The organism is Bradyrhizobium diazoefficiens, assembly GCF_016616235.1.
Taxonomy (GTDB): Bacteria; Pseudomonadota; Alphaproteobacteria; order Rhizobiales; family Xanthobacteraceae; genus Bradyrhizobium; species Bradyrhizobium diazoefficiens_H.
The window spans coordinates 1,731,429-1,757,445 of record NZ_CP067100.1 but is presented as its reverse complement, the minus strand read 5'-3'; the positions used below and the strand labels follow the sequence as shown (position 1 = coordinate 1,757,445).

Annotated in this window: 25 protein-coding genes; 5 read left to right on the top strand and 20 right to left on the bottom strand. The window is 65.1% G+C overall.

All coding sequences use genetic code 11. The annotated features are described in order from the left end of the window. Window positions 1-342: 342 nt before the first annotated feature. From ftsH to tolQ, 10 genes are all read right to left on the bottom strand, one after another. A complete protein-coding gene (gene ftsH, locus JJB99_RS08350) occupies window positions 343-2,265 on the bottom strand; it encodes an ATP-dependent zinc metalloprotease FtsH (RefSeq protein WP_200498315.1) in 1,923 nt (640 codons plus the stop codon). Window positions 2,266-2,582: 317 nt separating this feature from the next. Next, complete coding sequence (tilS, locus tag JJB99_RS08345) at window positions 2,583-3,674, bottom strand: tRNA lysidine(34) synthetase TilS (protein WP_200498314.1); 1,092 nt, start codon at window positions 3,672-3,674, stop codon at window positions 2,583-2,585. Between the two features lie 64 nt (window positions 3,675-3,738). Continuing rightward, entirely contained in the window at window positions 3,739-4,785 is a 1,047-nt protein-coding gene (gene ybgF / locus JJB99_RS08340; RefSeq protein WP_200498313.1) for a tol-pal system protein YbgF, read from the bottom strand. 186 nt (window positions 4,786-4,971) lie between these two features. Beyond that, the gene (gene pal, locus JJB99_RS08335) at window positions 4,972-5,460 is read right to left on the bottom strand and encodes a peptidoglycan-associated lipoprotein Pal (RefSeq protein WP_200498312.1); all 489 of its coding nucleotides are present in this window, start codon (window positions 5,458-5,460) and stop codon (window positions 4,972-4,974) included. Window positions 5,461-5,732: 272 nt separating this feature from the next. Continuing rightward, window positions 5,733-6,464, bottom strand: coding sequence for an N-acyl amino acid synthase FeeM domain-containing protein (locus tag JJB99_RS08330; protein WP_200498311.1), 732 nt, complete (start codon window positions 6,462-6,464; stop codon window positions 5,733-5,735). A gap of 176 nt (window positions 6,465-6,640) precedes the next feature. Continuing rightward, window positions 6,641-8,977 (bottom strand): putative bifunctional diguanylate cyclase/phosphodiesterase, encoded by a 2,337-nt coding sequence (locus JJB99_RS08325; protein WP_200498310.1) that lies wholly within the window; start codon window positions 8,975-8,977, stop codon window positions 6,641-6,643. 255 nt (window positions 8,978-9,232) lie between these two features. Next, window positions 9,233-10,585, bottom strand: coding sequence for a Tol-Pal system beta propeller repeat protein TolB (tolB, locus tag JJB99_RS08320; RefSeq protein WP_200500079.1), 1,353 nt, complete (start codon window positions 10,583-10,585; stop codon window positions 9,233-9,235). Between the two features lie 40 nt (window positions 10,586-10,625). Beyond that, on the bottom strand, window positions 10,626-11,585 hold the full coding sequence (locus JJB99_RS08315) for a protein TolA (RefSeq protein ID WP_200498309.1): 960 nt from the start codon (window positions 11,583-11,585) through the stop codon (window positions 10,626-10,628). A 4-nt stretch (window positions 11,586-11,589) separates the two neighbouring features. Further along, entirely contained in the window at window positions 11,590-12,042 is a 453-nt protein-coding gene (gene tolR / locus JJB99_RS08310) for a protein TolR (protein ID WP_200498308.1), read from the bottom strand. 58 nt (window positions 12,043-12,100) lie between these two features. After that, window positions 12,101-12,817, bottom strand: coding sequence for a protein TolQ (gene tolQ / locus JJB99_RS08305; RefSeq protein ID WP_027561063.1), 717 nt, complete (start codon window positions 12,815-12,817; stop codon window positions 12,101-12,103). Window positions 12,818-13,399: 582 nt separating this feature from the next. Here tolQ and JJB99_RS08300 point away from each other — a divergent pair. Further along, window positions 13,400-13,918: a DUF2231 domain-containing protein gene (locus JJB99_RS08300; protein ID WP_200498307.1), complete on the top strand. Its 519-nt coding sequence runs from the start codon at window positions 13,400-13,402 to the stop codon at window positions 13,916-13,918. A gap of 44 nt (window positions 13,919-13,962) precedes the next feature. Here the strand turns inward: JJB99_RS08300 and JJB99_RS08295 are convergent, their stop codons facing one another. Continuing rightward, complete coding sequence (locus JJB99_RS08295) at window positions 13,963-14,727, bottom strand: serine O-acetyltransferase (protein WP_200498306.1); 765 nt, start codon at window positions 14,725-14,727, stop codon at window positions 13,963-13,965. 324 nt (window positions 14,728-15,051) lie between these two features. On the opposite strand from JJB99_RS08295, the gene JJB99_RS08290 reads away from it, so the two are divergent. Further along, window positions 15,052-16,215 carry an acyl-CoA desaturase gene (locus JJB99_RS08290; RefSeq protein WP_200498305.1) on the top strand — a complete coding sequence of 388 codons (1,164 nt, stop codon included), beginning with the start codon at window positions 15,052-15,054 and terminating at the stop codon, window positions 16,213-16,215. A 66-nt stretch (window positions 16,216-16,281) separates the two neighbouring features. Here the strand turns inward: JJB99_RS08290 and JJB99_RS08285 are convergent, their stop codons facing one another. The 5 genes from JJB99_RS08285 to JJB99_RS08265 form a co-directional block, all read right to left on the bottom strand. Next, window positions 16,282-17,409, bottom strand: a complete 1,128-nt coding sequence (locus tag JJB99_RS08285) for a S41 family peptidase (RefSeq protein WP_246775171.1) — start codon at window positions 17,407-17,409, stop codon at window positions 16,282-16,284. A 481-nt stretch (window positions 17,410-17,890) separates the two neighbouring features. Further along, window positions 17,891-18,376, bottom strand: coding sequence for a DUF2852 domain-containing protein (locus tag JJB99_RS08280; RefSeq protein WP_200498304.1), 486 nt, complete (start codon window positions 18,374-18,376; stop codon window positions 17,891-17,893). 121 nt (window positions 18,377-18,497) lie between these two features. After that, entirely contained in the window at window positions 18,498-19,250 is a 753-nt protein-coding gene (locus tag JJB99_RS08275; protein WP_200498303.1) for a TetR/AcrR family transcriptional regulator, read from the bottom strand. A gap of 126 nt (window positions 19,251-19,376) precedes the next feature. After that, complete coding sequence (locus JJB99_RS08270; protein WP_200498302.1) at window positions 19,377-19,742, bottom strand: YciI family protein; 366 nt, start codon at window positions 19,740-19,742, stop codon at window positions 19,377-19,379. Window positions 19,743-19,801: 59 nt separating this feature from the next. Continuing rightward, window positions 19,802-20,206 carry a YciI family protein gene (locus JJB99_RS08265; protein WP_200498301.1) on the bottom strand — a complete coding sequence of 135 codons (405 nt, stop codon included), beginning with the start codon at window positions 20,204-20,206 and terminating at the stop codon, window positions 19,802-19,804. Between the two features lie 273 nt (window positions 20,207-20,479). On the opposite strand from JJB99_RS08265, the gene JJB99_RS08260 reads away from it, so the two are divergent. After that, window positions 20,480-21,268: an SDR family NAD(P)-dependent oxidoreductase gene (locus JJB99_RS08260; RefSeq protein ID WP_200498300.1), complete on the top strand. Its 789-nt coding sequence runs from the start codon at window positions 20,480-20,482 to the stop codon at window positions 21,266-21,268. 50 nt (window positions 21,269-21,318) lie between these two features. Then, the gene (locus tag JJB99_RS08255; protein WP_200498299.1) at window positions 21,319-21,756 is read left to right on the top strand and encodes a hypothetical protein; all 438 of its coding nucleotides are present in this window, start codon (window positions 21,319-21,321) and stop codon (window positions 21,754-21,756) included. A 330-nt stretch (window positions 21,757-22,086) separates the two neighbouring features. Here JJB99_RS08255 and JJB99_RS08250 read toward each other — a convergent pair whose 3' ends face one another. The 4 genes from JJB99_RS08250 to JJB99_RS08235 all read right to left on the bottom strand — a co-directional run bounded on the left by JJB99_RS08250 (window position 22,087) and on the right by JJB99_RS08235 (window position 24,813). Further along, entirely contained in the window at window positions 22,087-22,500 is a 414-nt protein-coding gene (locus JJB99_RS08250; protein ID WP_200498298.1) for a VOC family protein, read from the bottom strand. Between the two features lie 34 nt (window positions 22,501-22,534). Next, on the bottom strand, window positions 22,535-23,071 hold the full coding sequence (locus JJB99_RS08245; RefSeq protein ID WP_200498297.1) for an SRPBCC family protein: 537 nt from the start codon (window positions 23,069-23,071) through the stop codon (window positions 22,535-22,537). 75 nt (window positions 23,072-23,146) lie between these two features. Then, window positions 23,147-24,448 carry an RNA polymerase sigma factor gene (locus JJB99_RS08240; protein WP_200498296.1) on the bottom strand — a complete coding sequence of 434 codons (1,302 nt, stop codon included), beginning with the start codon at window positions 24,446-24,448 and terminating at the stop codon, window positions 23,147-23,149. After that, complete coding sequence (locus JJB99_RS08235) at window positions 24,445-24,813, bottom strand: YciI family protein (RefSeq protein WP_194466203.1); 369 nt, start codon at window positions 24,811-24,813, stop codon at window positions 24,445-24,447. The genes JJB99_RS08240 and JJB99_RS08235 overlap by 4 nt, the downstream gene beginning before the upstream one ends. A 143-nt stretch (window positions 24,814-24,956) precedes the next feature. Between JJB99_RS08235 and JJB99_RS08230 the strand changes: the two genes are divergently transcribed. Beyond that, window positions 24,957-25,922, top strand: a complete 966-nt coding sequence (locus tag JJB99_RS08230) for a 2-hydroxyacid dehydrogenase (RefSeq protein WP_200498295.1) — start codon at window positions 24,957-24,959, stop codon at window positions 25,920-25,922. Window positions 25,923-26,017: the final 95 nt, after the last annotated feature.

The window sequence follows — 26,017 nt, the reverse complement described above, 5'->3', positions numbered from 1 at the left end:
ACCGTAGGCCGGGCAAAGCGAAGCGTGTCCACCAGTTCTATCGCGGCTGCCGAGAGATCGTGGGGCACGGCGCAGGAGCGCCTTTGCCCACCTGGCGAGGCTTCGGCGTGACCACACACGCGCCTCTCGTGCCCCGGACGCGCTGCAGCGTGCAACGCTGCTGCGCAGAGCCGGGACCCAGAAGGCAACACGGGAGGATGCTGAGACGTGGGCCCCGGCTCTGCAGCGCACCGCGCCGCAAAGGCGACCCGGTGCGCTGCGTCCGGGGCACGAAAGCTGAGTTCAAGCCAACAAAAAACGCGGCGTTGCCGCCGCGTTTTTCAATCCACTCTGCCGCTTGCGTTACGCCTGCGGCTGCGGCTCCAGGCCGGGATCCGGATCGGGCCGCGGGCGCGGCTTGCCGGCCGGGGGCACGGCGGAGGCGCGCGGGGTGGTCGGCTCGAGCACGGACTCGCGGTTCGGCTTCTTGCCCTTGAGCAGGTCGACGATCTCGTCGCCGGTCAGCGTTTCGAACTCGAGCAGGCCCTTGGCCAGGGCTTCGAGGTCGGCGCGCTTCTCGGTGAGGATGCGGGTCGCTTCCTTGTAGCCTTCCTCGACCAGGCGCTTGATCTCGGAGTCGATCTTCTGGACCGTCGCTTCCGACGCGTTCTGCGTCCGCGACACCGACATGCCCAAGAACACCTCGTCCTGGTTCTCGCCGTAGGAGACTGTGCCGAGCTCTTCGGACAGGCCCCAGCGCGTCACCATCATGCGGGCGAGGCGGGTGGCCTGCTCGATGTCGGAGGCGGCACCTGAGGTCACCTTCTCGCGGCCGAAGATCAGCTCTTCGGCAACGCGGCCGCCCATCATGATGGCGAGGCGCGAAGTCATCTGCTCCAGCGACATCGACAGCTTGTCGCGTTCGGGCAGCTGCATGACCATGCCGAGCGCTCGGCCGCGCGGAATGATCGTCGCCTTGTGAATCGGATCCGTCGCGGGCACGTTGAGGCCGACGATGGCGTGGCCGCCCTCGTGATAGGCCGTCAAGAGCTTCTCTTCCTCGGTCATGACGAGCGACTTGCGCTCGGCGCCCATCATCACCTTGTCTTTGGCTTCCTCGAACTCGGCCTGCGTCACCATCCGCTTGTTGCGGCGCGCCGCGGTGAGCGCGGCTTCGTTGACGAGGTTCATCAGGTCGGCACCGGAGAAGCCCGGGGTGCCGCGCGCGATGGTCTTGAGGTTGATATCGGGCGCCAGCGGAACTTTACGGACATGAACCTTGAGGATCTGCTCGCGGCCGACGACATCAGGGTTCGGCACCACGACCTGGCGGTCGAAGCGGCCGGGACGCAAGAGCGCGGGATCGAGCACGTCCGGGCGGTTGGTGGCCGCGATCAGGATCACGCCCTCGTTGGCCTCGAAGCCGTCCATCTCGACCAGCAACTGGTTCAGCGTCTGCTCGCGCTCGTCATTGCCGCCGCCGAGACCGGCGCCGCGATGACGACCGACCGCGTCGATTTCGTCGATGAAGATGATGCAGGGCGCGTTCTTCTTGGCCTGCTCGAACATGTCGCGCACACGAGAGGCGCCGACGCCGACGAACATCTCGACGAAGTCAGAACCCGAAATGGTGAAGAAGGGCACGTTGGCTTCGCCTGCGACCGCGCGCGCGATCAGGGTCTTACCGGTGCCGGGAGGGCCGACCAGCAGCACGCCGCGCGGAATGCGGCCGCCGAGGCGCTGGAATTTGCCGGGGTCGCGCAGGAACTCGACGATTTCCTGGAGGTCCTGCTTGGCTTCGTCGACGCCAGCGACATCCTCGAAGGTGACGCGGCCATGGGCCTCCGTCAGCATCTTGGCGCGCGACTTGCCAAAACCCATCGCCTTGCCGGCGCCGCCCTGCATCTGGCGCGACAGGAAGATCCACACGCCGATCAGCGCGATGAAGGGCAGCCAGGAGACCAGCAGCGAGACGAACCACGGCACGTTGTCGCCGGGCGGCTTCGCGGTGATCTGGACCTTGCTGTCATAGAGGCGCTTGACCAGCGTCGGGTCGCTCGGCGCATAGGTCTGGAAGCTCGAGCCGTTGGTGAAGGTGCCATGGATCTCCGGACCCTGGATCACGACGTCGCGCACATTGCCGCGGTCGACTTCGCTCAGGAGCTGGGAGAAGGCGATGTCCTGCGAGGAGGCGCGCTGACCCGGATTCTGGAAGAGCGTGAACAACGCCAACAGCAGCAAGACAATGATGACCCAGAGGGCGAAATTGCGCAGATTGGCGTTCATCGATCTTCCTTCGTGGTCGCGCGGATCGCGGCCTGATCCTTCGGGAGTTATCGGGCCCAGTCACTCGACCTAGCTACTTGGGCCAAGCTATTTGGGCAAGGTGAGGAAATCCCCAAGGAATCCTCTCGGTTAGACGGATACAATTTAGGTGCCGCCCCGGTCGCTGCCAAGGGAACGAGGTGGGACTATTTATCCCATCTTAGCCCGATTCCCGCTGAAATAATGACGATGGGGCCGGGGGTTTTTGCTGCCTGGTTAAGGTGTCCTGACGCGGTGCATCGGGAACGGCCGGTGTCATGGTCCGCTCTCGTCCGCCCTTACCTGCCCTTACCCGCCTTTTGCCCGCCCTTGGACCGCCGTGCCGGCGCTGGCGCGATGTGGATACGCCCCCCGGCAAGGCTGATCAAGGCTCCCGCAAGGGTCTGCTTCAGGATCGCACGGCCATTTGCGCCGGCACGGCGCCTCGCGGTCGGACCGGTCGCAAGGGCCTGATCGAGCGCGGCCAGAAGGGTTTCGACCTTGCCGAGTTCCGCCGGTCCCTCACGGCCGAGCGCATTGATCGCTCGCAGCAGGAGCCGCAGCCGGACCTCCTCGGGAAGCAGGGCGAAGGCTGAGGCTTCGAAGCTGCGAGTGCCGGCGTGCGACGCATCGCCGCGATCCCGCAAACGGAGGAAGCGCTCGGCGCCGTCCGCCAGCACCTCAACCGCCGCATTGGCGCGGGCGAGGCGTGCGGCCAGCCGCGCCAGGCTGCGGGCATCGCCGCCCTCCGCAGCGAGCTGCGGCAGCAACGCGCGCAGCCGCGGCCGGGTAAAATTCGCATCACGGTTGGTGGGATCGTCGGCAAAGCCGATTCCGGCCCGCTTCAGGGTTGCCATCAGCTGCGACTTCGGAACGTCGAGCAGCGGCCGCGCCAGCACGATGCCGTCGCGCTCCGAAAGCCGCGCCATCGCCGACAGCCCGGCAAGTCCGCTGCCGCGGAGCATGCGCATCAACAGCGTCTCGGCCTGATCGTCGCGGGTGTGGGCGGTCAGCACATGGCTTGCGCCGGCGGCACGCGCGGCTTGCACCAGAAGACGGTAACGGGCCTCGCGCGCGGCCGCGGGCAGCCCCGTCTTCGGCTTGGCGCCGCGCCAACGCAAGGTCCGGTGCGGCAAGCCGAGCCCGGCGGCCAGCCGCTTGACCTCGCGCGCCTCGCGCGCGGCTTCCGGGCGCAGGCCGTGGTCGACGGTGACGACGGTGAGCCGCGGCCCACGCGCCAGCCCACGCTGCCAGCGTGCGGCGAGCCACATCAGCGCGACGGAGTCGGGGCCGCCGGACACCGCGAGCACCAGCGCGGGTGCGCTTTTCAGCTCGGCGAACAGCTGCTTCGCCGCGCGCGCCGAGATTGGTGAATTGTCGTCCTCTGACATGACGCTGCAATCGTCCGCGGATGGATCGACTGTTTAGCGCAACGCCATCCGCTTTGTCAGCGGATCAGCACTTCACCCGCTTCTGCTCGCGATCGACCGCGGCTTTGACACCGGCGGAGGCGCGCGGATATTTGCGGCCGACCTCGCCGAAGGCGGCGCAGGCGGCCTCCTTCTCCTTCAGCGCGGCCAGCGACTGGCCGAGCCGCAGCAACGCGTCGGGCGCTTTGGCCGATTTGTCGTATTTGGTGGTGACGGCGAGGAAGGCTTCGGCGGAGTCGCGATATTGCTGGCGTTGATAGTAGCTTTCGCCGAGCCAGTATTGCGCGTCGCCGAGCAGCGGGTCGTTCGGATATTTCTGCGCAAAGTTCTTCATGGTCTGCTCGGCGAGCGCATAGTCCTTGCGCTGCATGTAGCCGATGCCGAGGTCGAACTCGTCGCGCGGCGTGGCCGAGGGCGGCAGCGTGGTCAGGCCGACGCCGCCGGACTGCGCCGGATGGCCTTGCTGCGCCGGCGGGTAGCCGGGCTGGGCCGCCGGAGGCGCGGCCTGCGGCTGATAGCGCGGGCTGTTGTTGGAGAGATCGAGCGGCTCGCCATAGCCGCGCCCGCCAGGCGCGCCCACCTGCTGGTTACCTGCCGGCAACGGCTGCTGTCCGCCACCGAGCGCGCGCGGCGCGCCGGGCGCATTCGGGTTCTGGTTCGGATCGAACGCATCGCCGCGGCGGCGGCTGCCGGGTGCGCCGGGCGCAGCCTGCTCCTGAACGATCGGCGCGGGCGCCGCGATCTGCGGCTGCTCGTAATTCGGCTGCGCAGCCTGCTGCTGCTGGCGATAGGGACCGATTTGCGCAGGCGGCGCGGCGGAGACACTGGGCTGGACCGGCACCTGTCCGGGGGCGGCCTGCGCGCCGCCTTCGAGCGCCCGCAGGCGCTGTTCGAGCTGGCGGTTGCGGTATTGCAGCTCTTCGTTCTGGCCGGTGAGCTGGCGCAGCTGGTTCTCCAGCCGCTCGATCCGCATCTCGGGATCATCATCCGTCTGGGCGAATCCGGGCGAGCACAGGGAGAGCAGCGCGGCGGTCGCCACGGTGCCGGTAAAAACCTTCAATATGGATGACATCTTGCCCTGACGACGAAAGCGAAATGGCCTGCGACGGAACTTCGACGCGCCACACATTGAAGGGGAGTACGCCAAAAATGTGACTGCTACAAAGGGGTTTCTGTCACAGATCGCTGAAACGAAACCGGCGCCCGTGAGGGCGCCGGCATGATCTGTCTCTGAAGCTGAACTGCAGCTGACTGATAGTTACGAACTCGCGTTCAGCACGGTCACGGCGCGGCGGTTCTGCGACCAGCAGGAGATGTCGTTGCAGACGGCCACCGGACGCTCCTTGCCGTAGGAGATCGTGCGCATGCGGTTCGGGTCGATGCCGCGCGAGGCGAGGAACGAGCGCACCGACTGGGCTCTCCGGGCGCCGAGCGCGATGTTGTATTCGCGGGTGCCGCGCTCGTCGGCGTGGCCTTCAATGGTGAAGGAGTAGCGCGGATAGCTCTGGAGCCACTGCGCCTGCTTCTCCAGGGTCACGATCGCCTGCGGGGTCAGATCGGTCTGGTCGCTCTCGAAGAACACACGGTCGCCGACATTGACGACGAAGTCCTGCTGGCTGCCCGGCGTCGCCGCATTGGCCATCGCATCGGTCGGACCGTTCTGCTTGGCGCAGGCCCCCATCGACAGCGCAATTGCAACCAGCGCAGCCAGCTTCAATCCCTGGAGGATACGCATAGGATATTTCATTCCGGAGCCTCCACGCTCACGTTCGTCCACTCGTTCCGGTCTACAGGGGGTTGGTTAAGCGAACGTTCCGTCAACCTTGATGGAACCTTGCCTCAGCCGGTCAAATGCCCCCAACCAGCGAAAAGCAATCGTCATGGTTAATGGGTTGTAAATGTGGCGCGAGGGTGAAGGCAAGCCCGCGCTGGCCGGCGAAAACGCCGTTCTTGCTGGAATTTTCGGCCGTGTTGCCGGACGCCGCGACGGGAGGAACCTGCGGGGAGCCGACGGCCGCCTCAGGCGGGACTGAGGGGCGCCGCAACGAGCGTCGGCCGCGACGCAGCCTGGCGCTGGCCGACGCGATCGAACAGCATCCGGCGCTCGAAAGCGCTCGAGCGCATGATCGGAAAGCGGGTCAGGACCCGTTCGCGGAGCTTGGCGAAATCGGAGGCCATCAGGACCACCTGCCTTGAATGCCAGCCCGGAAACGGCCGCGGCTCGGTGAGGGTCTCGTGCAGGAAGACGCGGCGGTAGAACGCCTGATGGTCCGTGCGCACCATCGCGAGGCCGAGATCGGCCTTGAAGTGGTCGCAGGCCAGATAGGCCAGGCGCAGCGTCAGATAAGGCAGCTCGTGAAAGCGCTGGCTCTTTTCCGGGTCCGCGGCAAACCGCGCCGGATCGACGAAAACCTCGCCGCGATCGAGCCGAGGGTGAAGGACATCGCCGAACAATTCGGATGTATAGGACATCCGCTGCTCCGGCGTCAGGACGTGAAGGCGGAGCGAGCTGCAGAGCTCGCCGTCGAGATAGATGCCGAAGATCCAGGCGTTGGGCGATTCATCGTAGCTGTCGACGATCCGATGAGAGGCCGACGGCGAGATCAGTCCGCCGTGCAGATAGGCCCGGTAGCGCATCTCATAGACCTGATCTCGCTCCTCGGGAGTTTCGATCAACCGGTAGTCGACGCGGTCAAACAGCCCTGCCCCCCGCATTTCCAGCGGCGCACGCGGTTCGGCTCCTGACTTCATCTGGTACTCCCGACACTCCAAGCAACTTCTGCGAGTGTGGACGAAGATTAATGACTCCTTAATAAGATTGCAAAGGCTTCGGACCTTTACGGTTAACTTTCAGGCCCCGCAAAACTCCGGGGAGGCGCAGGAAAACCGCTGGAAACACAGGAGAAACAGAAGCGCTGCGCGCGCAGCTAGGCGAACGAGCGCGACGAGATCGCGACGATCTGGGCGTCCGCGATGCGGCGGCCATGCGAAGCGTCGAGCAGCTGACGGATCCGCACCGCCGGCACGGGCCGGCTGAACAGATAGCCCTGTCCTTCGGAGACGGTACCGTCCGAGCTGATCAGCTCGAGCTGCTCATTGGTCTCGATGCCCTCGACCACGACCGCCATGCCGAGATCGGCGGACAGCCGCGCCACGCCGCGCAGCAGCGTGAGCGGCCGGTCGGTGTCGATGCCCTCGAGGAAGGAGCGGTCGATCTTGACCTTCTGCATCGGGAAATTATGCAGATAGCTGAGGCTGGAATAGCCGGTGCCGAAATCGTCGAGCGAGATGCGCACGCCGAGCGCATGCAGCTGCGAGAGGATGTCATGGGTGAGCTGGGTGTTACGCAGCAGCGAGGACTCGGTGATCTCGATCTCGAGCCGGTGCGCCGGCAGCCCTGAGACCTCCAGCGCATAGCGGATTTCGCTGAGCACGTCGCGCTGGTGGAATTGCTGCGGCGAGAAGTTGACGGCGACGCTGACGCCGTCCGGCCACTTCATGCATTCCAGGCAGGCGCGGCGCAGGATCCAGCGGCCGAGATCGACGATCAGGCCCATGTCCTCGGCGACCGGGATGATGTCGACCGGCGAGACCGTGCCGCGCACCGGATGATTCCAGCGCAGCAGCGCCTCGCAGGTGGTGATCTTGCCGGACTTGAGATTGACCAGCGGTTGGTAGAACAGCTCGAACTCCTCGTTGGCCAGCGCCTTGCGCAAGTCGAGCTCGAGGATGCGGCGGGCCTCGACGGTCGCCGCCATCTCGTCGCGGAAGAAGCAGAAGGTGCCGCGGCCGTCGGCCTTGGCGCGGTACAGCGCCATGTCGGCGTTCTTGAGCAGGGTATCGGCGCTGACGCCCTCCGGCGAGGTCAGCGCGATGCCGACGCTGGCGCCGATCTCGACCAGATGATTGTCGATGCGGTAGCGCTCGCTCAGGCGTTCGACGATCCGGCGCGCGAGCGCGGCGGCATCCTCCGCCGCACCGATGTTCTGCTGGAACACGACGAATTCGTCGCCGCCGAAGCGCGCGACGAAATCCTCCGGCCGCAGCATCTCGCGCAGGCGATTGGCGACCGCGCAGAGCAGCTGGTCGCCGCAGGGATGGCCCAGCGTGTCGTTGACCTGCTTGAACTGATCGAGATCGATGAACAGCAGCGCCGACAACCGCTCGGCAGAGTGCGAGGCCGCCAGCAGGCGTTCAATCTCGTTACGGAAATGAACGCGGTTGGGGAGCGCCGTCAGCTCGTCGTAGCGAGCGAGATGGGTGATCTTTTCCTCGGCGTTGCGCCGCTCGGTGACGTCCTCGAGCAGCACCACCGCGCCTCCGTCGGCCATCGGCTGGACGGTCCAGGACAATGACCGGTTGCGCTCCGCGTCAGGATCGTCGGTGACGATCTCCTTTGCCTGCGAGCTCTCGATCTCGGCGATGATCGCCTCGCCGCTCGCAGCCGATATCGCACCGGAACTGACGCACGCCTCCACGATATCGCGCGCGTTGACGCCGTTCCGAACCAGCGTGCCGGGCAGATCCAGCATCTCGCTGAACCGATGGTTCATCACCGCGAGCTGCCTGTCGACGCCGAACATGCACAGGCCGTGCGGCATGTTGTTGAGGGCGGTATCGAACTGGCCGGCGAGCGCCGCTTCGCGCTCGCGCGCCACGACCGCCCGCATGAATATTTTGTGCAGATTGGCGGAGAGCTGCATGATCGCCAGCAGGAATGCGGCGCTCACGACCGACATTGCGATGTAGTAGGGCGTGGCGTGCCATGCCAGCGCGACGACCGCCGGGCCGAACATGAGCGCCGCCTGCAGATGGTAGATCGACGGACGGCCGTAAGCCCTCCCCGCACCTCCGCCAACGATGCCGGTGGTGATGGACAGCGCGATCATGTGGGCAACGGCGTCGTCCGTGCTCACCAGAGCCACGGAGCACCACGTGCCAATCGCAGCGGCCTGGATCAGCGCGCCGATCAGATAGCGTCTCTGCCACAGCGCGGCCTCTTCGACGGTCAGGCTCGATTTGCGCGGCAGGAATCGCCACAGATCGAACAACCGGACAGCTCCGGCCAGGATGATCAGACCCAGCGTTGCCCAGGTCAGGAGCTGTCCCGTCCTCAACGCGGTGATGGCCGCCCCGATGGCCACGAAGATGATCCCCGCAAGCAGCGGACCGGGCGCTTCGAAGAGAGAATCGATCTGCGCGGTCGACACCTTCGGCGCGGCCTGTCCCCGATCGGGTTCTCCGGTCTGGCTTGCGAACTGCATCTGGTTTGTACGCGCGTCCTGTTTGGCGTAGTTTTACCCAGACCAGGTGAAGTCTTTCTGAGGGAACATCGTTAAAGTCGAGTTGTTTTTCGACAACGGCGAGCCGATTTCTGCTGATATATCAATCAACTAGGCAAGCCTTGCCGAGCGCAAGGTAAAGCAAAGCTTGCGCTGAGCAGCGAACCCCGAAAAAAACGGCGCGGTTTTTCGAAAACATCGCGCGTCTGAACGCGCGATGTTTTAGCCGCACAGGCGTTACTGGCCTGCGCTCGAGGACAGCAGCGGCGACCACGCCGGGTCGGAGGCGAAGCCCGGCGTCGGCACCTTCAGCTCGTTGCGGCCCGAGATGTCGACGCTGTAGAGCGACGGTCCGCTGTTGCCGCCGGGATCGCGGAAGAACATCAGCACGCGGCCGTTCGGCGAGAAGGTCGGGCCTTCATTATGGAAGCCGGACGTCAGCAACCGCTCGCCGGAGCCGTCCGGCTTCATGACGCCGATCGAGAACTGCCCACCGCCCTGTCTGGTGAAGGCGATGTAGTCGCCGCGCGGCGACCACACCGGCGTCGAATAGGTTGCGTTGGTATCGTCCTTGGAGAAGGAGATGCGCTGCGCTGGCCCGCCGCCGGCGGCCATCACGTAGATCTGCGACCTGCCGCCGCGATCGGATTCGAAGCAGATGCGGGTGCCATCCGGCGAGTAAGAGGGAGACGTGTCGATCGCCGGCGTGTCGGTGAGGCGGGTGGTCGAGCGCGAGCGCAGATCCATCACGAACAGGTTGGAATTGCCGCCCTGCTGCAAGCTCATGATGACGCGTTGGCCGTCCGGCGAGAAGCGCGGCGCAAAGGTCATGCCGGGGAAGTTGCCGACGATCTCGCGCTGCCCGGTCTCGATGTTGAAGAGATAGACCTTCGGATCGCCCTGGCCGAACTCCATGTAGGTGATCTCTTGCGAGTTCGGCGAGAAGCGCGGCGTCAGCACGAGATCGGAGCCGCGGGTGAGGTAGCGGACATTGGCGCCGTCCTGGTCCATCATGGCGAGCCGCTTGACGCGGCGCTCCTTCGGCCCGCTCTCGTCCACGAACACGACGCGGCTGTCGAAATAACCCTTCTCGCCCGTCATCTTTTCATAGATCTGGTCCGAGATGATGTGGGCGATCCGGCGCCAATATTCCGGCGAGGTGAAATATTGCTGTCCCGCGAGCTGCTGTCCGGTGACCACGTCCCACAGGCGGAATTCGGCCTTGAGTCGGCCGTCCTGCTGCCGCGTCATGCGGCCGGTGACGAGGGCCTGCGCGTTGAGCGTCTTCCAGTTCTCGAATTGCGGCGCGACGTCGATATTGCTGATGCGCTCGATGAAGGCGGCCTGGTCGATCGGGGCAAACAGGCCCGAGCGCTTCAGATTGTTGGTGATGACCTGGGTCACGCCGTTGCTGACATCGCCGTCGGCGGGCGAGCCCGGCACGAAATTGGTGATCGCGATCGGGATGGGACGAAACTCAGTGGGATCGATGCGGAGACGGCCTTGCTGCGGCTGCTGGGCGAAGGCTTGTCCGCCTCCGAGCAACGCAAGCGTTGACCCGGTCAGCGTCATGAAGCGGCGGCGGTTCATCGATCGGACGTCATTCATCGGAAATTCTTTTGTTCGGATGTCACAACATGTCTTTCAGGCCGAAAGTCATCGGAATGAGCTTCCAGCTATCGTATTGCTGCTTCGGCAGGAACGAATAGACCTGGCACTGTACGATGGCGCGCTTGGCGCTCTCCGCGACGGCCTGGGCGATCGACCGCGATGGTCCGCGCACCGCGACGATGACGGGCTCTGCGGCGAGCGATCCGTCGATCCTCATGGGAATGTCGATGTCGGCTTCGTATTGGTTGGCGTCCTGCCCGTTATAAGTGGGCGTGAAGCAGCGCTTGACCGCGCCCTGGAATGCACCTTGCCAGGTCGCGACGTTGTTTGCGGCTGTTCCGCTCGTTGAGCCCAATGACGCCGACGCATTCAGCGTCGATCCCGCGAGCTCGTGCCGGGTCGCAGCCCGCTTGTCGAGGTCCCGGGCAATCTGCGCGGGGTCGAAGGTGCGCTCCTTGGGCTTCGGCTGCTGCTGCGGCTGCACCGCGGCGACCTTCTGCTCCACCGGCTTGGGCGGCGGCTTCTTGGTTTCCAGCTTCTTCTGGAGCTCGGCGATCGGATCTTCCTTGGCCGGATCTGGCTTCTTTTCCTGCGGCTTCGGCTCTTCTTTGGGCTTGGCCTCGGCGACCGGCTTGGGCGGCTCGGGCTTCTTCTCGACCGGCTTCTCGACGGGTTTGGGCGGCGGCTCGGGCTGCGAGTTGGTCTTGATCAGCTCTTTCTTCTCGGTGACCTTGCCGACGGCGTCCTCTTCAGGCTTGGCCTCCGCGATCTTCTCGACCTTGGGCTTCGGCTCTTCCTTCTTGCCGGTCTTCTGCCCCGACATCATCTTTGCAAGCTGATCCGAGGAGATGATGTCGATCGGGAGGGACTCTTCCGGCGCGACAAAAGCCTTGCTGCTGAAGGTGACGAGCCCCCATCCCAGCACGAGGACGTGGAGGGCAATCGACGCAACGAGTGTCTTGTCGACCTTCACCTTCACCGGCCTAGGACCCCTGATCCGCTTCCGTGACGAGCGCCAGCTTCTTGAAGCCCGCGCCCGACAGCAGGCCCATCACCTTGGCCACCGTGCCGTAATCCGCCTTCTTGTCGGCGCGCAGATAGATGCGTTCCTCGAGGCCGCCGCGCGCGTCCGTGATCGCCTTCAGCTTCGGCACCAGCTCGTTGAGCGCGATCTCGGCGTCGTTGATGAACACCTTGCCCTTGATGTCGACCGACATCTGGATCGGCTTCTGGTCGTTCTGCTCGAGGCTCTTGGCCTGAGTCTGCGGCAAATCGAGCGGCACGCCGACCGTGAGCAGCGGCGCCGACACCATGAAGATGATGAGCAGCACCAGCATCACGTCGACCATCGGGGTGACATTGATCTCGGCCATGACCGGCTTGCGCCGGCTGCGGCGCCCGCCGCCTCCGGACGAACTCGCGACGTTCATGCCCATGGTCTGGTGCCCAAATGATCCTTCACACTATACATGCCGTCTGTATACATGCCGTCCGTCAGCCCCGCTCGTCGATCTGACGCGACAGGATGGCTGAAAATTCATCGGCGAAGCCCTCAAGCCGCTGGGCCTGCCGGTTCACCTCGGAAGTGAACTTATTGTAGAAAATAGTGGCAGGAATGGCGGCGATAAGGCCGACGGCGGTCGCAAACAGCGCTTCCGCGATACCGGGGGCGACCACCGCCAGAGAGGTATTTTTCGACGCCGCGATCGACTGGAAGCTCGACATGATGCCCCAGACCGTGCCGAACAGGCCGACGAAGGGGCCGGCGGAGCCGACGGTGGCGAGCACCAGGAGGCGGCGTTCCAGCCGCTCGACCTCCCGCGCGATCGAGACGTTCATGACCTTGTCGATGCGCATCTGAAGGCCCGCGACCGAGCGGGCGTGGCTCTCGAAGGAACGCTTCCACTCGCGCATGGCCGCGACGAAGCAGGCGGCCATGGAATGGGTCGGCTTGGCCGAGAGGGTGCGATAGAGCTCCTCGATCGACTCGCCGGACCAGAACGCCTGCTCGAAACGGTCCATCGAGCGGCGGGTGCGGGAAAACAGGAAGATCTTGTCGATAGCGATCGCCCAGACCCAGACTGAGCAGGACAGAAGTCCCAGCATCACCCCTTTCACGATCCAGTGAGCCTGCCAGAACAACGCAATCAGCGACACGTCCGCGGAAGCGGCAACCGGAAGGGCTGACTGAGCCACGTCGGCCGGATTCATAAGCAGTATCCTCTCAAGGCGATCGTTACCTGATGTCCGTGACAGCAAATCGCTGCCGGTTCCCCAATAGCCGCGCCGGAACCGGCGCAGCCGGCAAGCCCGCTCAAAGCCTCATCTTTCTGGGTGCAGGGGGCTCGTCCAAAGCCGGTCGCCTGCATTCCCTGCCAAGATGTCAAAACTATGGGCCTCGACCCAAAGGCCCTGACCCAAGGCCTCGACCCAAGGCCTCAACCCAAGGCCTCGACTTCGGGCTTTGGGCGTGATTGTCCGCAATTACCAGAGCCCGGCGATGGTTAACGTGCGGTTACCAAGGCCGGATTTGGCCGCGGGAAAGGCAGGCAGCGCAGGGGGATGGCCTGCGGGCAGGCAAGGTTTGACGCCCCGGACGCACCGCAACTTCCGGCGTGGCGGCCCTGAGCCGGGACCCAACATGCGGCGTGTGGGCCCTGCGGGGAGCTGGCCCCAGCTCAGCAGCGCGTCGTCAAAGGGAGGTTGCGCTGCGTCGGGGCACGAGAGCTCGATGAGGAACCATCCCTCGCTCCGAAAAATTATCCCGAAAACCACTTTCGGTGAGGCATTGCCATGAGCATCAACCCCAAGACGACCGCCGCGATCGGCGATCACCCGCTCCACCCCATGATCATCCCGTTCCCCGTCGCATTCCTGGTCGGCGCGCCCATCGCCGACCTGGCGTTCATCGGCACCGGCGACAATTTCTGGGCCAGGGCGGCCATGTGGCTGATCGGCGCTGGCATCGTGATGGCGCTGCTTGCCGCCATAGCCGGCTTCACGGACTTTTTCAGCGAGCCGCGCATCCGCCGTCTGAACGATGCCTGGTACCACATGGTCGGCAATCTTGCGGCGGTCGTGCTGGCTCTGATCAATTTCTACCTCCGCTACGCGCAAGGTGCAGAGGCTGCGGTCAAGCCGTGGGGCGTGGTGCTGTCCCTGATCGTGGTCGGCATCCTGCTGTTCACGGGATGGAAGGGTTGGGAGATGGTCTATCGCCATCACGTCGCGGTGGTGGACGCTCCGGGCCAGACGAGCTCCGAGCCAGTCACGCCGCACCATGGCGGCGAGAGCCACCGCCGCGCCGCCTGAGAACGAGGGAGGCGCCGCCGGCTCTTCCCCGCCGGCGCGGCGCATCAGGGCAACGCAGCCTCGGGGCAGTTGGTCAACCGCGCGGGATTGCCAACGGCCGTGCAGCCGGCAGGCACATCCTCGGTCACGACCGTGCCGGCGCCGATCTTCGCGAAATCGCCGATACTAATGTCCCCGAGGATGGTCGCGCCGGCCCCGATATAGACGCCGCGGCCGATGCGCGGCGAGCGTGCCGGCAATTCGCCACGGCGGCCGATGCTGACGTTCTGAAGGATGATGGTCTCGTCGCCGATCACCACATTGGCACCGATCACGATGCCGGTGGCGTGGTCGAGATACACGGACGATCCGATGCTCGCGGCCGGATGAATGCTGACCTGCAGGAGGTTCGACGCCGCGTTCTGAAACAGCAGCGCGGCGTCGCGATGGTCATGACGCCAGAGCCAGCTCGAGACGCGCCAGGCTTGCAGCGCGACGTAACCCTTGTAATTCAGCAGCGGCGGCAGCAGGTTGGTGATCGCGGGATCGCTGCGCACGATCGCCCGCAAATCGCGGCTGGCGACTTCGATCAACTCCGGAGAGCCGCGAAAGGCGTCGCGGGAAAAGCCCGTGAAACGCGTTTGCTCCGTCGCACTGTTGCCAAGCCTGCGCCCGATCAGATCGGCGAGAGCGGCAGAAAAATCGTCGTGGTCGAGAATGGCGGTGGCGAGCGACCTGGCGAAGACGGGATCGGATGCGGCGGCACATTGCGCCTCAGCGCGGATCGCCTGCCAGAGGCTATCGCTGGCCATGATCGCAGCTTCCGCCATCGTTCTCTCCGGTGTTTTGGCGCGTTCCGTCTCAGGCGTCGAATATAGGGCGCGGGGTCACCCACGCGCCACGCCGCATCGGTGACGACCCGAGCAAGATGCCGCAGATCCCCGTGAGGTTACGTGCTTGCATGCCAGGCATCCGCGACCATATATTCCGTCAAATTTCCGGCCCGACACTGCTTCGGCCGGCAGATGCACAGGCAAGGCATCTCGTTCCAGTTCCCGCGGTGGTCCGCCATCCGCGGGTTTTTCGTACCCGGCCGCCTTTGGCGCTGCCGGCGCGAATCCCTGATCCCCCTCACCCGAGGTTTACGCTGAAATATGACGCCTAATGCGCCCGCCGTCGACGAACACGACGACATCATGTACCCCTCCGCCGTGCCGTTCGTGCTGGTCCATCTCGGCTGCTTTGCGGCGATCTGGTCGGGCATCACGTGGCAGGCCGTCGCGATCTGCATCTCACTGTATGTCGTGCGGATGTTTGCGATCGGGGCGGGCTATCACCGCTATTTCTCGCATCGGGCGTTTGCGACCAGCCGGGCGTTTCAGTTCATTCTGGCTTGGCTGGCGCAGAGCACCGCCCAGAAGAGCGTGTTGTGGTGGGCGGCCAAGCACCGACACCATCATCTGCATTCCGATACCGAAAACGACGTGCACTCGCCGCGTCAACGAGGCTTCCTGTACAGCCATCTCGGCTGGATCTTCTACCGTCAGCACGACACGACCGACCTCGTGAAAGTCGGCGATTTCGCGGCCTATCCCGAGCTGGTCTGGCTGCACCGGCTGGAGCTGCTGCCGGCCGTCGCACTTGCGGTGCTCTGCTTTCTGATTGCGGGATGGTCCGGTCTCGTCGTCGGCTTCCTGTGGAGCACCGTGTTGCTCTATCACGCGACGTTCTGCATCAACTCGCTCGCCCACGTGCACGGCCGCAAGCGCTACGTGACCGGCGACGACTCGCGCAACAACTGGCTGCTGGCGTTGTTCACCCTGGGTGAGGGCTGGCACAACAATCACCACGCCTACCAGAGCAGCGCGCGGCAAGGCTTCTACTGGTGGGAGGTCGACCCGACCTATTACGTCCTGAAGGCCTTGTGCTCGGCGGGCGTGATCTGGAATATGAAATCGCCGCCCGATCAGGTGTTGCGCAACGAGCAGCCGCTCGGCGCGCGGGTCATCAATCGGGCGGCACGCGAGCTGGCCGGACGGTTCGATGCACAGACGCTGGCGGACGCGATCTCGTCGGCGCGTCGCCGCGCCGATCTGGCCCAGCTGCAACTCCCGACGCTGCACGAGATCCTCGATCGGGCCCATGAAGGCGTCGACGCGCTGACGCATCTGCATCTGCCGACGATCCCGACTCGGGACGAGTTTCTGGCCGAGGCCAAGGCGATCTTCGCGCGAACGCGATCGCTCAATGAGATCGTGGATCACGCCTATGAGCACTTCCTGGCGTCGGTTCGCGCGCGGGTCGCCGCAGTGATCTGACCACGGCGGGGGTCAGCAGCCCCTGTCCGAGGCGCGCGCCCGCGGGTCTCGCAAGGCGCGCCGCCCTCACTGCGCCTGCCCCTTCGTTTGATCGCTGTGATCGAGATAGGCCAGCGCCTGCTTGAGCTGGGCGTCATCGGGTTTACCGATCAGCTCCGCCTTGATCGGCGGCGAAGAGATCGGCTTGGCCGGCGCAGCTTGCGCCCGCGGCTGCGCCGGGTTGCCGTTGAGAGACCCAGGATTGGCAAGCGCCCCGGTCAGCGAACTCTCCCGAAGCACGACGCCACCCGCGATCTGCTGCTCCTTGGGCGCCTCGGCAACGACATCGGGCGCAATGCCTTCATCTTGAATGGAGCGTCCAGACGGCGTGTAATAGAGCGCGGTCGTCAACTTGACCGCACCATGTCCCTTGAGCGGGATCAATGTTTGCACCGATCCTTTGCCAAAGCTCTGCGTGCCCATCACCTTGGCGCGATGATGATCCTGCAAAGCGCCGGCGACGATTTCCGAGGCCGAGGCGGAAGCGCCGTTGACGAGCACCACAACCGGAACGCCGGCTAGCATGTCACCGTGGGCGGGTGCGCTAAAGCTCCGGTTCTCGCTGGCATCCCGCCCGCGGATGCTCACGACCGTGCCGCCGTCGAGCAGGTCGCCTGCGACATCGATTGCGGCCTTCAAAAGTCCGCCCGGATCGTTGCGCAGATCGAGCACAAGCCCCTTCAGCTTGCCATTGGACTGGCGCTGGAGATTCTGTATGGCGCTTTTGAATCCGGCGGAAGTGTCTTCGCCGAACTGGCTGATGCGAATATAGCCGACGCCATCCGGCTCCAGGTTCGACTTGACCGATTCCACCTGGATGATTTCCCGCGTCAACGTGACGTCCAGCGGCTCCTGCTTGCCGCGGAGCAGCGTCAGCGTCACGCTCGAACCGGGATCGCCACGCAGCACCGCGACCACTTTGCTCAGAGGCATGCCCCGTGCGCTGGCGTGGTTGATCAGGAGAATCTGGTCGCCCGGCTCGATTCCGGCCCGCGCCGCAGGCGTGCCGTCGATCGGCGAAATCACCTTCGGCAAACCGTCCTGTTCGCTGATCTGAATGCCCAGCCCGCCGAACCGGCCGGCCATATCGGCTTGGGATTGCTTGAATTCCCCTTCGTCCATGTAGTCAGAGTGTGGGTCGAGGCGGTTGAGCATGCCCTTGAGCACGTCATTGGTCAGCTCGTCAGAGCCGATCGGGTGGACGTAAGCGCGATGCACAAGCTGGACGACGCTCGCGATCAGGCCGAGCTCGGCGGCGTCGGGCTCATCGCGCTGCATGGCAATGGCAGTGACGAGGGGAACGGCAACAAGGCAGGCGCAGAGCGAGGACGCGATCAGCAGGCGGGCTTTGGTCATCATTGGCCTCGGTTCGCAGGAGTGCAAGGGGACTGTATGGCGCGGAGGCGCACCCGGCATGCGCGGCGCGACAGCAGGACGGGCCCACACCACCGTATTGAACGCAAATCGCAGCCGGACGTTTCAGCCGGCCTGTCCCCTCTGCGCCATGGCGACGAGCCCGCCGATGCTGTGGCCAAAAGCCAAACCGCCCGCCTGCGGGTTGCGCAGACGGGCGGCTCGGGGCCATCAGGACTTTGGGGGCATGCGCCTGAAGGCCTTGAGAGATTGAGAGCTCAGATCAGCCCTGATGCTGGTCGGTCGGCGGCGGGGTCGGGCGCGTCTTGTGCTGCGCCATGAACTGGTCGAACTCTTCCTTGTCCTTGGCGTGACGCAGACGGGTCAGGAAATCCTTGAACTCGCGCTGCTCTTCCTCGAGCCGCTGGATCGTCTCGGCGCGGTATTCGTCGAAGGCGCGGTTGCCGGAGGACGGCGGGCCGAAGCCAAACCCGAAGCCGCGGCGCTCCATGCGGTCACGCATGCGATCCATCTTGTACTGCATCCGCTCCATCTTGTTCTGCCAGCGATCCTGGTGGCTCCAGCACGACATTCTTCTGCTCCCGAGTGTGAAAAAGAGAAGGGCAAGTCCGATCGGCCACCAGATGATGAAGCCGAGGATGGTCACGGCGATCCAGCCGGGGTGCCAGGGCGTATCGAGCATGTGGGGGCGCTCGTAGTTTTGGTCCGACGGGCCGCGCCATCGATTGACATCAGCGGTGTAGGCCATTTCCCTTCTCCATCACGGCATCAGCGCCGTTGTGAATGTAAATAACATTTACATAGCTAGACCATCCCGCGATTTTGTCAAGCTGGCCGCCCGGCACGCCCGCGGAATTATTTGCGCAATTTTATTTCGGCTTGCCCCAAGGACCGCCTGGAGCGCTGCCGGGCGGCGGGCCAGAACCGGAGGATGCCTCCGGAGGTATGGGGGGCGGCTCGGCGCCCTTCGCAGGCGGACGGCGGTCGGTCGGGAAGCCGAGGCCGCGCAGATAGATCAGCACTTCGGCTTCCAGCAGCTCATCCGGCGACATCGGCAGCTTGCGCCGCGCGGCATCGCCGCGCGAGAACAGCGAGGCGACGCCGTGCGCCATCGACCAGATGTGCAGCGCCATCATCATCGCCGGCGGCCGCGGCGCACCGGGCGGGGCCAGCGCCGCAAGTCGCTCGGCTGCGGCCCGAATGATGTTGAAAGCGCGCTCACTCGCAGCCTGAAGCGCCGGATTGGCATCGACCGGCACGCCGGATTCGAACATCGCGTTGTAGAAGGCGGGCTCCTCGCGGGCGAAGGCGAGATAGGCCCTGCCGACGCGCTCGAACGCCGTGACAGTATCGGGCCGGCCGTCGTCCCAGGCCGCAGTGAGACGCTGCTCGAACTGCTCGAAACCGCGCTGGGCGATCGAGGACAGCAGTTCGTCGCGGTCGCGGAAATGCCGGTAGGGCGCGGCCGCACTGACGCCCGCCATGCGCGCGGCATCGGCGAAGGTGAAGCCGGCCGCGCCCTTCTCGGCGATCAGCCCGAGGGCGGCCTGCAATAGGGCTTCCTTCAGATTGCCGTGATGATAGCCGCGCTCGGCGCGGCGCTGCTCCTTGCGCCAGCTCATGTGAACGACCTTTACATGAGCCGCGCCTGAAGGTCACTAGCGGGAATCGGGCGTGACTAACCCCGTACTTCCACGGTGATGCCGGCCGGCGCGCCGGCATCACCGCCGAAAACGAGCCAGCCGGAGCTACATCTGCGGAATCGCCAGCACCGGCATGACCTCGATCGCCTCGCCCGGAAAGATCGCAAAGTGCGGATGGTTCTCGAACAGCTTTGCGGCGTCCTCCTGCGAGGCCGCCCGCACCACCGTGAAGCCGGTCAGCGCATTGCTGACCTCTGCGATGCCGCTTCCGTCGATCCTGCGGGTCTTGCCGAGCGGGCCACCCATCTCGACGATGACGTCCTTGTGCTTCTCGACCCAGCCGTGCCAGGCGGCCATGCCCTCACGCTCCCTGGCCTTGCGTTCGGCCTCGGGCATGGCATGCCAAGCCTTCATTTTTTCGCCGCTCATGCTGCCAAGATAGACGGCGAGGAATTTGTGTTCGGTGCTCATCGGTTCTCTCCCTTGTTGATCGATTGACGACAGCCGCGATTGCATCGCGGCCACTCTCGCTACGTCTTCAGATCGCCAAAACCGGCGGCGGCGGCCTGCACGTCGGGCGGAAAGTCGCTCATTTCCTGCACCTGCCGGATCTCGATGATTTCGTTGGCGGAGGCCGGGCACTTCTTGGCCCAGGCGATCGCCTCCGCACGCGAGGCCACCTCGATCATCCAATAGCCGCCGAGAACCTCCTTGGCCTCCGCGAATGGGCCGTCGGTCACGACAGGCTCGCCGGTCGCGAACGAGACCCGCGCGCCCATTGACGGCGGGTGCAGGCCGTCGAGCGTGATCAGCACGCCGGCGTCCTTTAAGGCCTCATTGTAGCGCATCATCGCGGCGACGCGTTCGGGATCGAGTTGCACGTCCGGCGGCGCGGTCTCGTAGCCGAGCGGGATCATCAACATCATGAATCGCATGGGGTATCCTCGTTACTCTCGGTCATTCCGGGCAACGACGTCGCGCCCCCGGGATGGCGGCAGTGCCCCCATAAGACGAACGAAGCCCGATAGGACCGACAGGTGCGCGAAAATTATCTCGGAGGTCGCTTTTCCGAGAGGGCGTCAGCGCGGCAATCCGACGTCAGCCGCTTCAAGACATGTCCAAGACGTGTCTATGTCGGCCCAAACTCTGATCCCTTGCGCGGAACCAGCTAAACTGTCATGCCGCGGGCCTGAGCCAAGGACCGCATCATGACCGCCTCTCCCGCCAAAGTCGCCCTCGTCACCGGAGCCGCGCGCGGCATCGGGCTTGCGACGGCCAGGAAGTTCCTGGCCGAGGGCTGGCGCGTGGCGCTGCTCGACATCGAGGGCGAACTTCAGGCGAGCGCGGCAGCGGCGCTGCAAAATCGCGATGACACGCTGGCGATCACCTGCGACGTGTCCGACGCGGCGGCCGTGGGAGCGGCAATGGCGGCAATCATGAGCCGTTTTGGCCGGCTCGATGCGCTCGTCAACAATGCCGGCATCGCCGTGTTCGCGCCGGTGCTGGAGACCAGCGACGCCGACTGGAACAGGATCATGGCGGTCAACCTCACCGGCCCGTTCCTGTGCACCAAGGCGGCCGCGCCGCTGATGCGCGAGCTGGGCGGCGGCGCGATCGTCAACATCACCTCGATCTCGGCGGTGCGCGCCTCGACGCTGCGTTCGGCCTACGGCACCAGCAAGGCCGGCCTAGCGCACCTGACCAAACAGCTCGCGGTCGAGCTTGCCTCGCTCAACATCCGCGTCAATGCGGTGGCGCCGGGACCGGTCGACACCGCGATGGCGAAGCAGGTGCACACCAGGGAGATCCGCGCCGACTATCACGACGCCATCCCGCTCAACCGCTACGGCCTGGAAGAGGAACTTGCGGAGGCGATCTACTTCCTGTGCTCGGAACGCGCGAGCTACATCACCGGCCAAATTTTGGCCGTTGATGGCGGCTTCGATGCGGCCGGCATCGGCCTGCCGACGCTGCGCGGGCAGCGGCGCAACGGGTAGAGGCTTGCAGGGCGGGTTAGCCCTACGGCACCGGATTCGTGGAGTGCTTCATGCGACGCATTGCCGCCCTCAAAGCCCTGATGCTCGCATCTGCGCTGCTCGCCGCGGCGCCGGCCGCAGCCGAGATCCGCATCATCCAGTCGCCCGGCGGGCAGGTCGGGCCGTTCCTCGATCTGTTCGAGAAGGTGCGCGAGAGCGGCGAGCGCGTGGTGATCGATGGTCCGTGCCTGTCAGCCTGCACGCTGGTGCTGAGCATCGTTCCGCGCGAGCGCATCTGTGTCACGAAACGCGCCGTGCTCGGCTTCCATGCGGCACGCTCGGTCGATCGGCTCGGGCGCTTCTATGACGAGCCGGAAGCGTCCGACGTGGTGCTCCAAGCTTATCCCGGCCCGGTGCGCGACTGGATCAGCCGGCGCGGCGGCCTCACCTCGCGGCTGCTCTTGCTGAAAGGACGCGATCTCGCCGCGATCTACCCACGCTGCCGGTGAGGCTTTCGCGGCCGGTTCCAGCTGCTCGCACAGAGAGCAGCAGCACGCATCGCCCCTGTTTTAAAACAGAGTCTGGATCAATGGCGCCAGCTTCAAGCTTGCGCAGATGAGCATCCCCCAAAGAGCAAAATTGATCTGCAGCGCCGTCGCCATCGGTCGCTCCCCTTCCAAGTCCGTTCATCCCGGTTGTCGACTCTTGTGAACCAGGATTAGCGATTTTGTCACGAAGATGACAAGCTCAATCTTGCGCCAGTTGTTGTGCGCTGCGGTCCGCGCGAGGTGATCGCGCGGACCCAGCTTTCGCTCACCGCATCGAGCGGCCGCGCGCGCTTACATGCCTTCGGCGGGACAATTTACCATCCAGGGAATGCCGAACTTGTCGACACACATGCCAAAACCCTTGGCCCAGAACGTCTTGCTGAAGGGCATGGTGACCGAGCCGCCGTCGGCCAGCGCATTGAACTTGCGCTCGCCGTCCGCGGGATCCGCGACCGTGAGCGAGATCGAGAATCCCTGCGGCTTCTGGGCATGGTCGGGCGGGGCGTCGGAGGCCATCAACACGCTGCCGTCGGGCAGCGACATCCGGGCATGCATGATCGTCTTCTCGCGGCCGGGCGCGGCGGGCATGTCCGGCGGCGCATCGGAGGCGCGCATCATCGCGTCGATCTTGCCGCCGAGAACCTTGGCATAGTAGCTGAACGCAGCTTCGCAATTGTCCTGATAGAACAGATAGGGATTGAGCATCGTTTCTCTCCTCTTCTTCGCTTGCTTGACGGCGCTACTTCTCGGTGAGCTTCTTCAGGCTGGCAAGCCCAGCCTCGAAGTCCTTGCCGATCATGTTGTCCATGTTGATGAAGACCTGCATGAGCTTCGACATGAACGGGGCGGGACCATACATCGCCCATGTGACCAGTGTGGCATCGCCTTGCGGCACAAAGGTGAACTCGGCGGTGTTGTGACCTTCGAACGGGCGCTCGAAATCGAGCTTGATGCGGAGCTTTGACGGCGTGTTCGCCTCGAGGATCTCCATATGGCCGGCGCCGACATTGTTGTTGCCGTCCCAGGCGTAGGTCGCGCCCTTGCCCTGTGCAGTTCCACCATAGGTACGCTTCATGGCGGGATCGCGGTTCTCGTAAGGCGACCAGCCGGTCCAGAAATGAAAATCGGCAACCAGCGGATAGATCGCAGCGGCCGGCGCCTTCACCGCGAGCGAGCGCTCGACGCGGAAGGTGTCCGGTTTGGTCAGGGCGAAGACGAGGATGCCCGCGATTCCGACCGCAAGCACGATGGCGGTGATGGCAGCAGCTTTCAGCATGAGTGGCTCCGTGGATACGGAGTTAAGACGAAGGAGCCGGACTGGGGCCGACAAGTGACGGAACGATTTTTTCCGTCACTTCACTTTCGCGCCCTGCCTGAGGCTGCCATTGCCGCCCTTCGGTTGGCTGTCGCGGATCAGGCGATCGAGATGCATGCGGATGTGGGCGGCCTCGGCCGATGTGTTGGCGAGCGCGATGGCGCGGTCGAAGGCGACGCGGGCTTCGTCGTTGCGGCCGAGCTGCATCAGGAAGGCGCCCCGCACGCCGTGGAAATGGAAGTAGTTGGCAAGCTTCGGCGCCAGCGGCTCGATCAGGTCGAGCGCGGCCTCCGGCCCGCGCACCTTCGAGACCGCGACCGCACGGTTGAGCGTCACCACCGGCGAGGGCTGAATCACTTCGAGCGCGCCATAGAGCAGGTCGATCTGGGTCCAGTCGGTTTCCTCCGGCGTCGCCGCACGCGCATGCAGCGCGGCGATCGCGGCCTGGATCTGGTAGGGCCCGCTGCGGCGATGGCGCATCGCCTTGTCGATCAAGGCGAGGCCTTCCGCGATCATGGTGCCATTCCACAACGAGCGGTCCTGGTCGTCGAGCAGGATCAGCGAGCCGTCCGCAGCAAGGCGCGCGGCGCTGCGCGCATGCTGCAGCAACAGCAGCGCCGTGAGCCCCATGATCTCGGGCTCGCTCTGGAACAGCCGCAGCAACAGCCGCGCCAGCCGGATCGCCTCCTCGCACAGCGGCTTGCGCAACTCCGCGGTGTCGCCGCTGGCCGAATAGCCTTCGTTGAAGATCAAATAGATCATCGCCGCGACGCCGGCGAGCCGCTCGGAACGCTCGATCGCGCCGGGCGCCTCGAAGGGCACGCCCGCGTCCGCGACCTTGGCCTTGGCGCGCGTGATGCGCTGCTCCATCGCCGCCTCCGAGACCAGGAAGGCACGCGCGATCTGCTTCACCGTCAGGCCGGAGACGATGCGCAGCGCCAGCGCGATCTGCTGCGTCGCCGGCAGCCCCGGATGGCAGCAGATGAACATCAGCCGCAAAATATCGTCGCGATAGTGCGAGCCGTCGAGCCGCTCGGCGAGCGCGCCTTCGGCATCGTCGAGATCGGAGATCGCCTGGTCGTCCTCGGGCAGCGGCTGCTGCTTGCGGGTGCGGCGAACCTCGTCGATCGCGACGTTGCGTCCGACCATAATCAGCCAGGCGGCGGGATCGCGCGGCGGCCCATTCTGCGGCCAGCTCTTCAACGCGCGCAGGCAGGCGTTCTGGAAGGCTTCCTCGGCGGTGTCGAGATCGCGGAAATAGCGCAGCAGCGCGCCGACCGCCTGGGGGCGCGCCGAGGTCAGCGCAGTCTCGATCCAGGCGGTGTCGGTCTCGCTCACGCCGAGATTCCTCCGGGCCGGAACACGCCGACGGGACGCACCTCATAGGCGCCGCCGGGATTGGCCGCGCCGAGGTCGCGCGCGACGTCCAGCGCGTCGTCGAGGTTCTTGCAGTCGACGATGTAGAAGCCGAGCAGCTGCTCCTTGGTCTCGGCATAGGGGCCGTCGAGCACCAGCGGCGGGTCCTCCTTGCGCAGCGTCGCCGCCGCGGTGGTCGGCAGCAGCCGCGCCACCGGACCGAGCCGACCCTGGCTCGTGAGCTTCTCCTGCACCACCGCGAGCTTCTTCATCACGGCCTCATCCTGGTCCTTGCTCCAGGAGCCGACGAAGTCCTCGTCGTGATAGCAAAGGATCGCATAAAGCATGGGCAGTACCTTCCTGAGCGCTTGTTTTGAAGACGATCCACTATGCATCGCCCCGACAGGGCTGCGGAAAAAATTTGCGAGAAAAACCCGACGGATCGTGCCAAGGAGGGCCATCTTTACCGGAACCCGACGAGGCACTTCGAATGACCCTGGGCACACTGGCCGTCTTGATCAACAGCACGCAGCAGAACTGGCTGCCGGAGCGCTGGAAGGCCCGGTTCGATTCCGTCTGCGGCGGCCGCCGCGTGGTGCTGCTGCCGGATGCCGGCCTCGATCCGGCCGAGGTGCACTATGCCGCAGTGTGGAAGCCGGTGCCCGGCGACCTCGGCTCCTTCCCCAATCTGCGAGCGATCTTCAATCTCGGCGCCGGCGTCGATGCGCTGATGGCGGACAAGAGCCTGCCCGACGTGCCGCTGGTTCGCGTCGCCGTGCCTGATCTCACCAACCGCATGACCGAATATGTCGTGCTGCACGTGCTGATGCACCACCGGCAGGAGCTTTATCTGCGGGACTCGCAGCGCGCAAAACGCTGGGAGCCGAAATATCAGTGGCCGGCGAGCGCCGTGACGGTAGGCGTCATGGGCCTGGGCACGCTCGGCGCAGACGCTGCCAATGTGTTGCGCCGGCTCGGCTTCCGCGTCACCGGCTGGAGCCGCAGCCCGCGCACCATCGGGGGTGTCGAGTGCTTCCATGGCACGGACGGAATGGATGCATTCCTGCGCAAGACCGATATCCTGGTCAGCCTGCTGCCGCTGACTCCTGATACTCACGGCATTCTCAACCGTGACGTCTTCACCAAGCTCAACCGCAAAAGCCCGCTCGGCGCACCGGTGCTGATCAATGCCGGCCGCGGCGGCCTTCAGAACGAGGCCGATATTCTCGCCTGCCTCGACGATGGCACGCTGGGCGCCGCCTCGCTCGACGTCTTCGTGCAGGAGCCGCAGCCGGCGGACAGCCGGTTCTGGACCCATCCCAAGGTGGTGCTGACCCCGCACAATGCGGCCGATACCGACGCCGATGCGATCTCGGCCTATGTCGCCGAGCAGATCGCGCAGTTCGAAGCCGGCGGCGCGTTGGAGAACGTAGTGGATCGGACGCGGGGGTATTAGGCCGCCGAGATTTTCGCGAGCGCTGGTGCGCCATATTCAGTGTCGTCCCCGCGAACGCGGGGACCCATACCGCGTGATTTATCGTTGCGGATAGT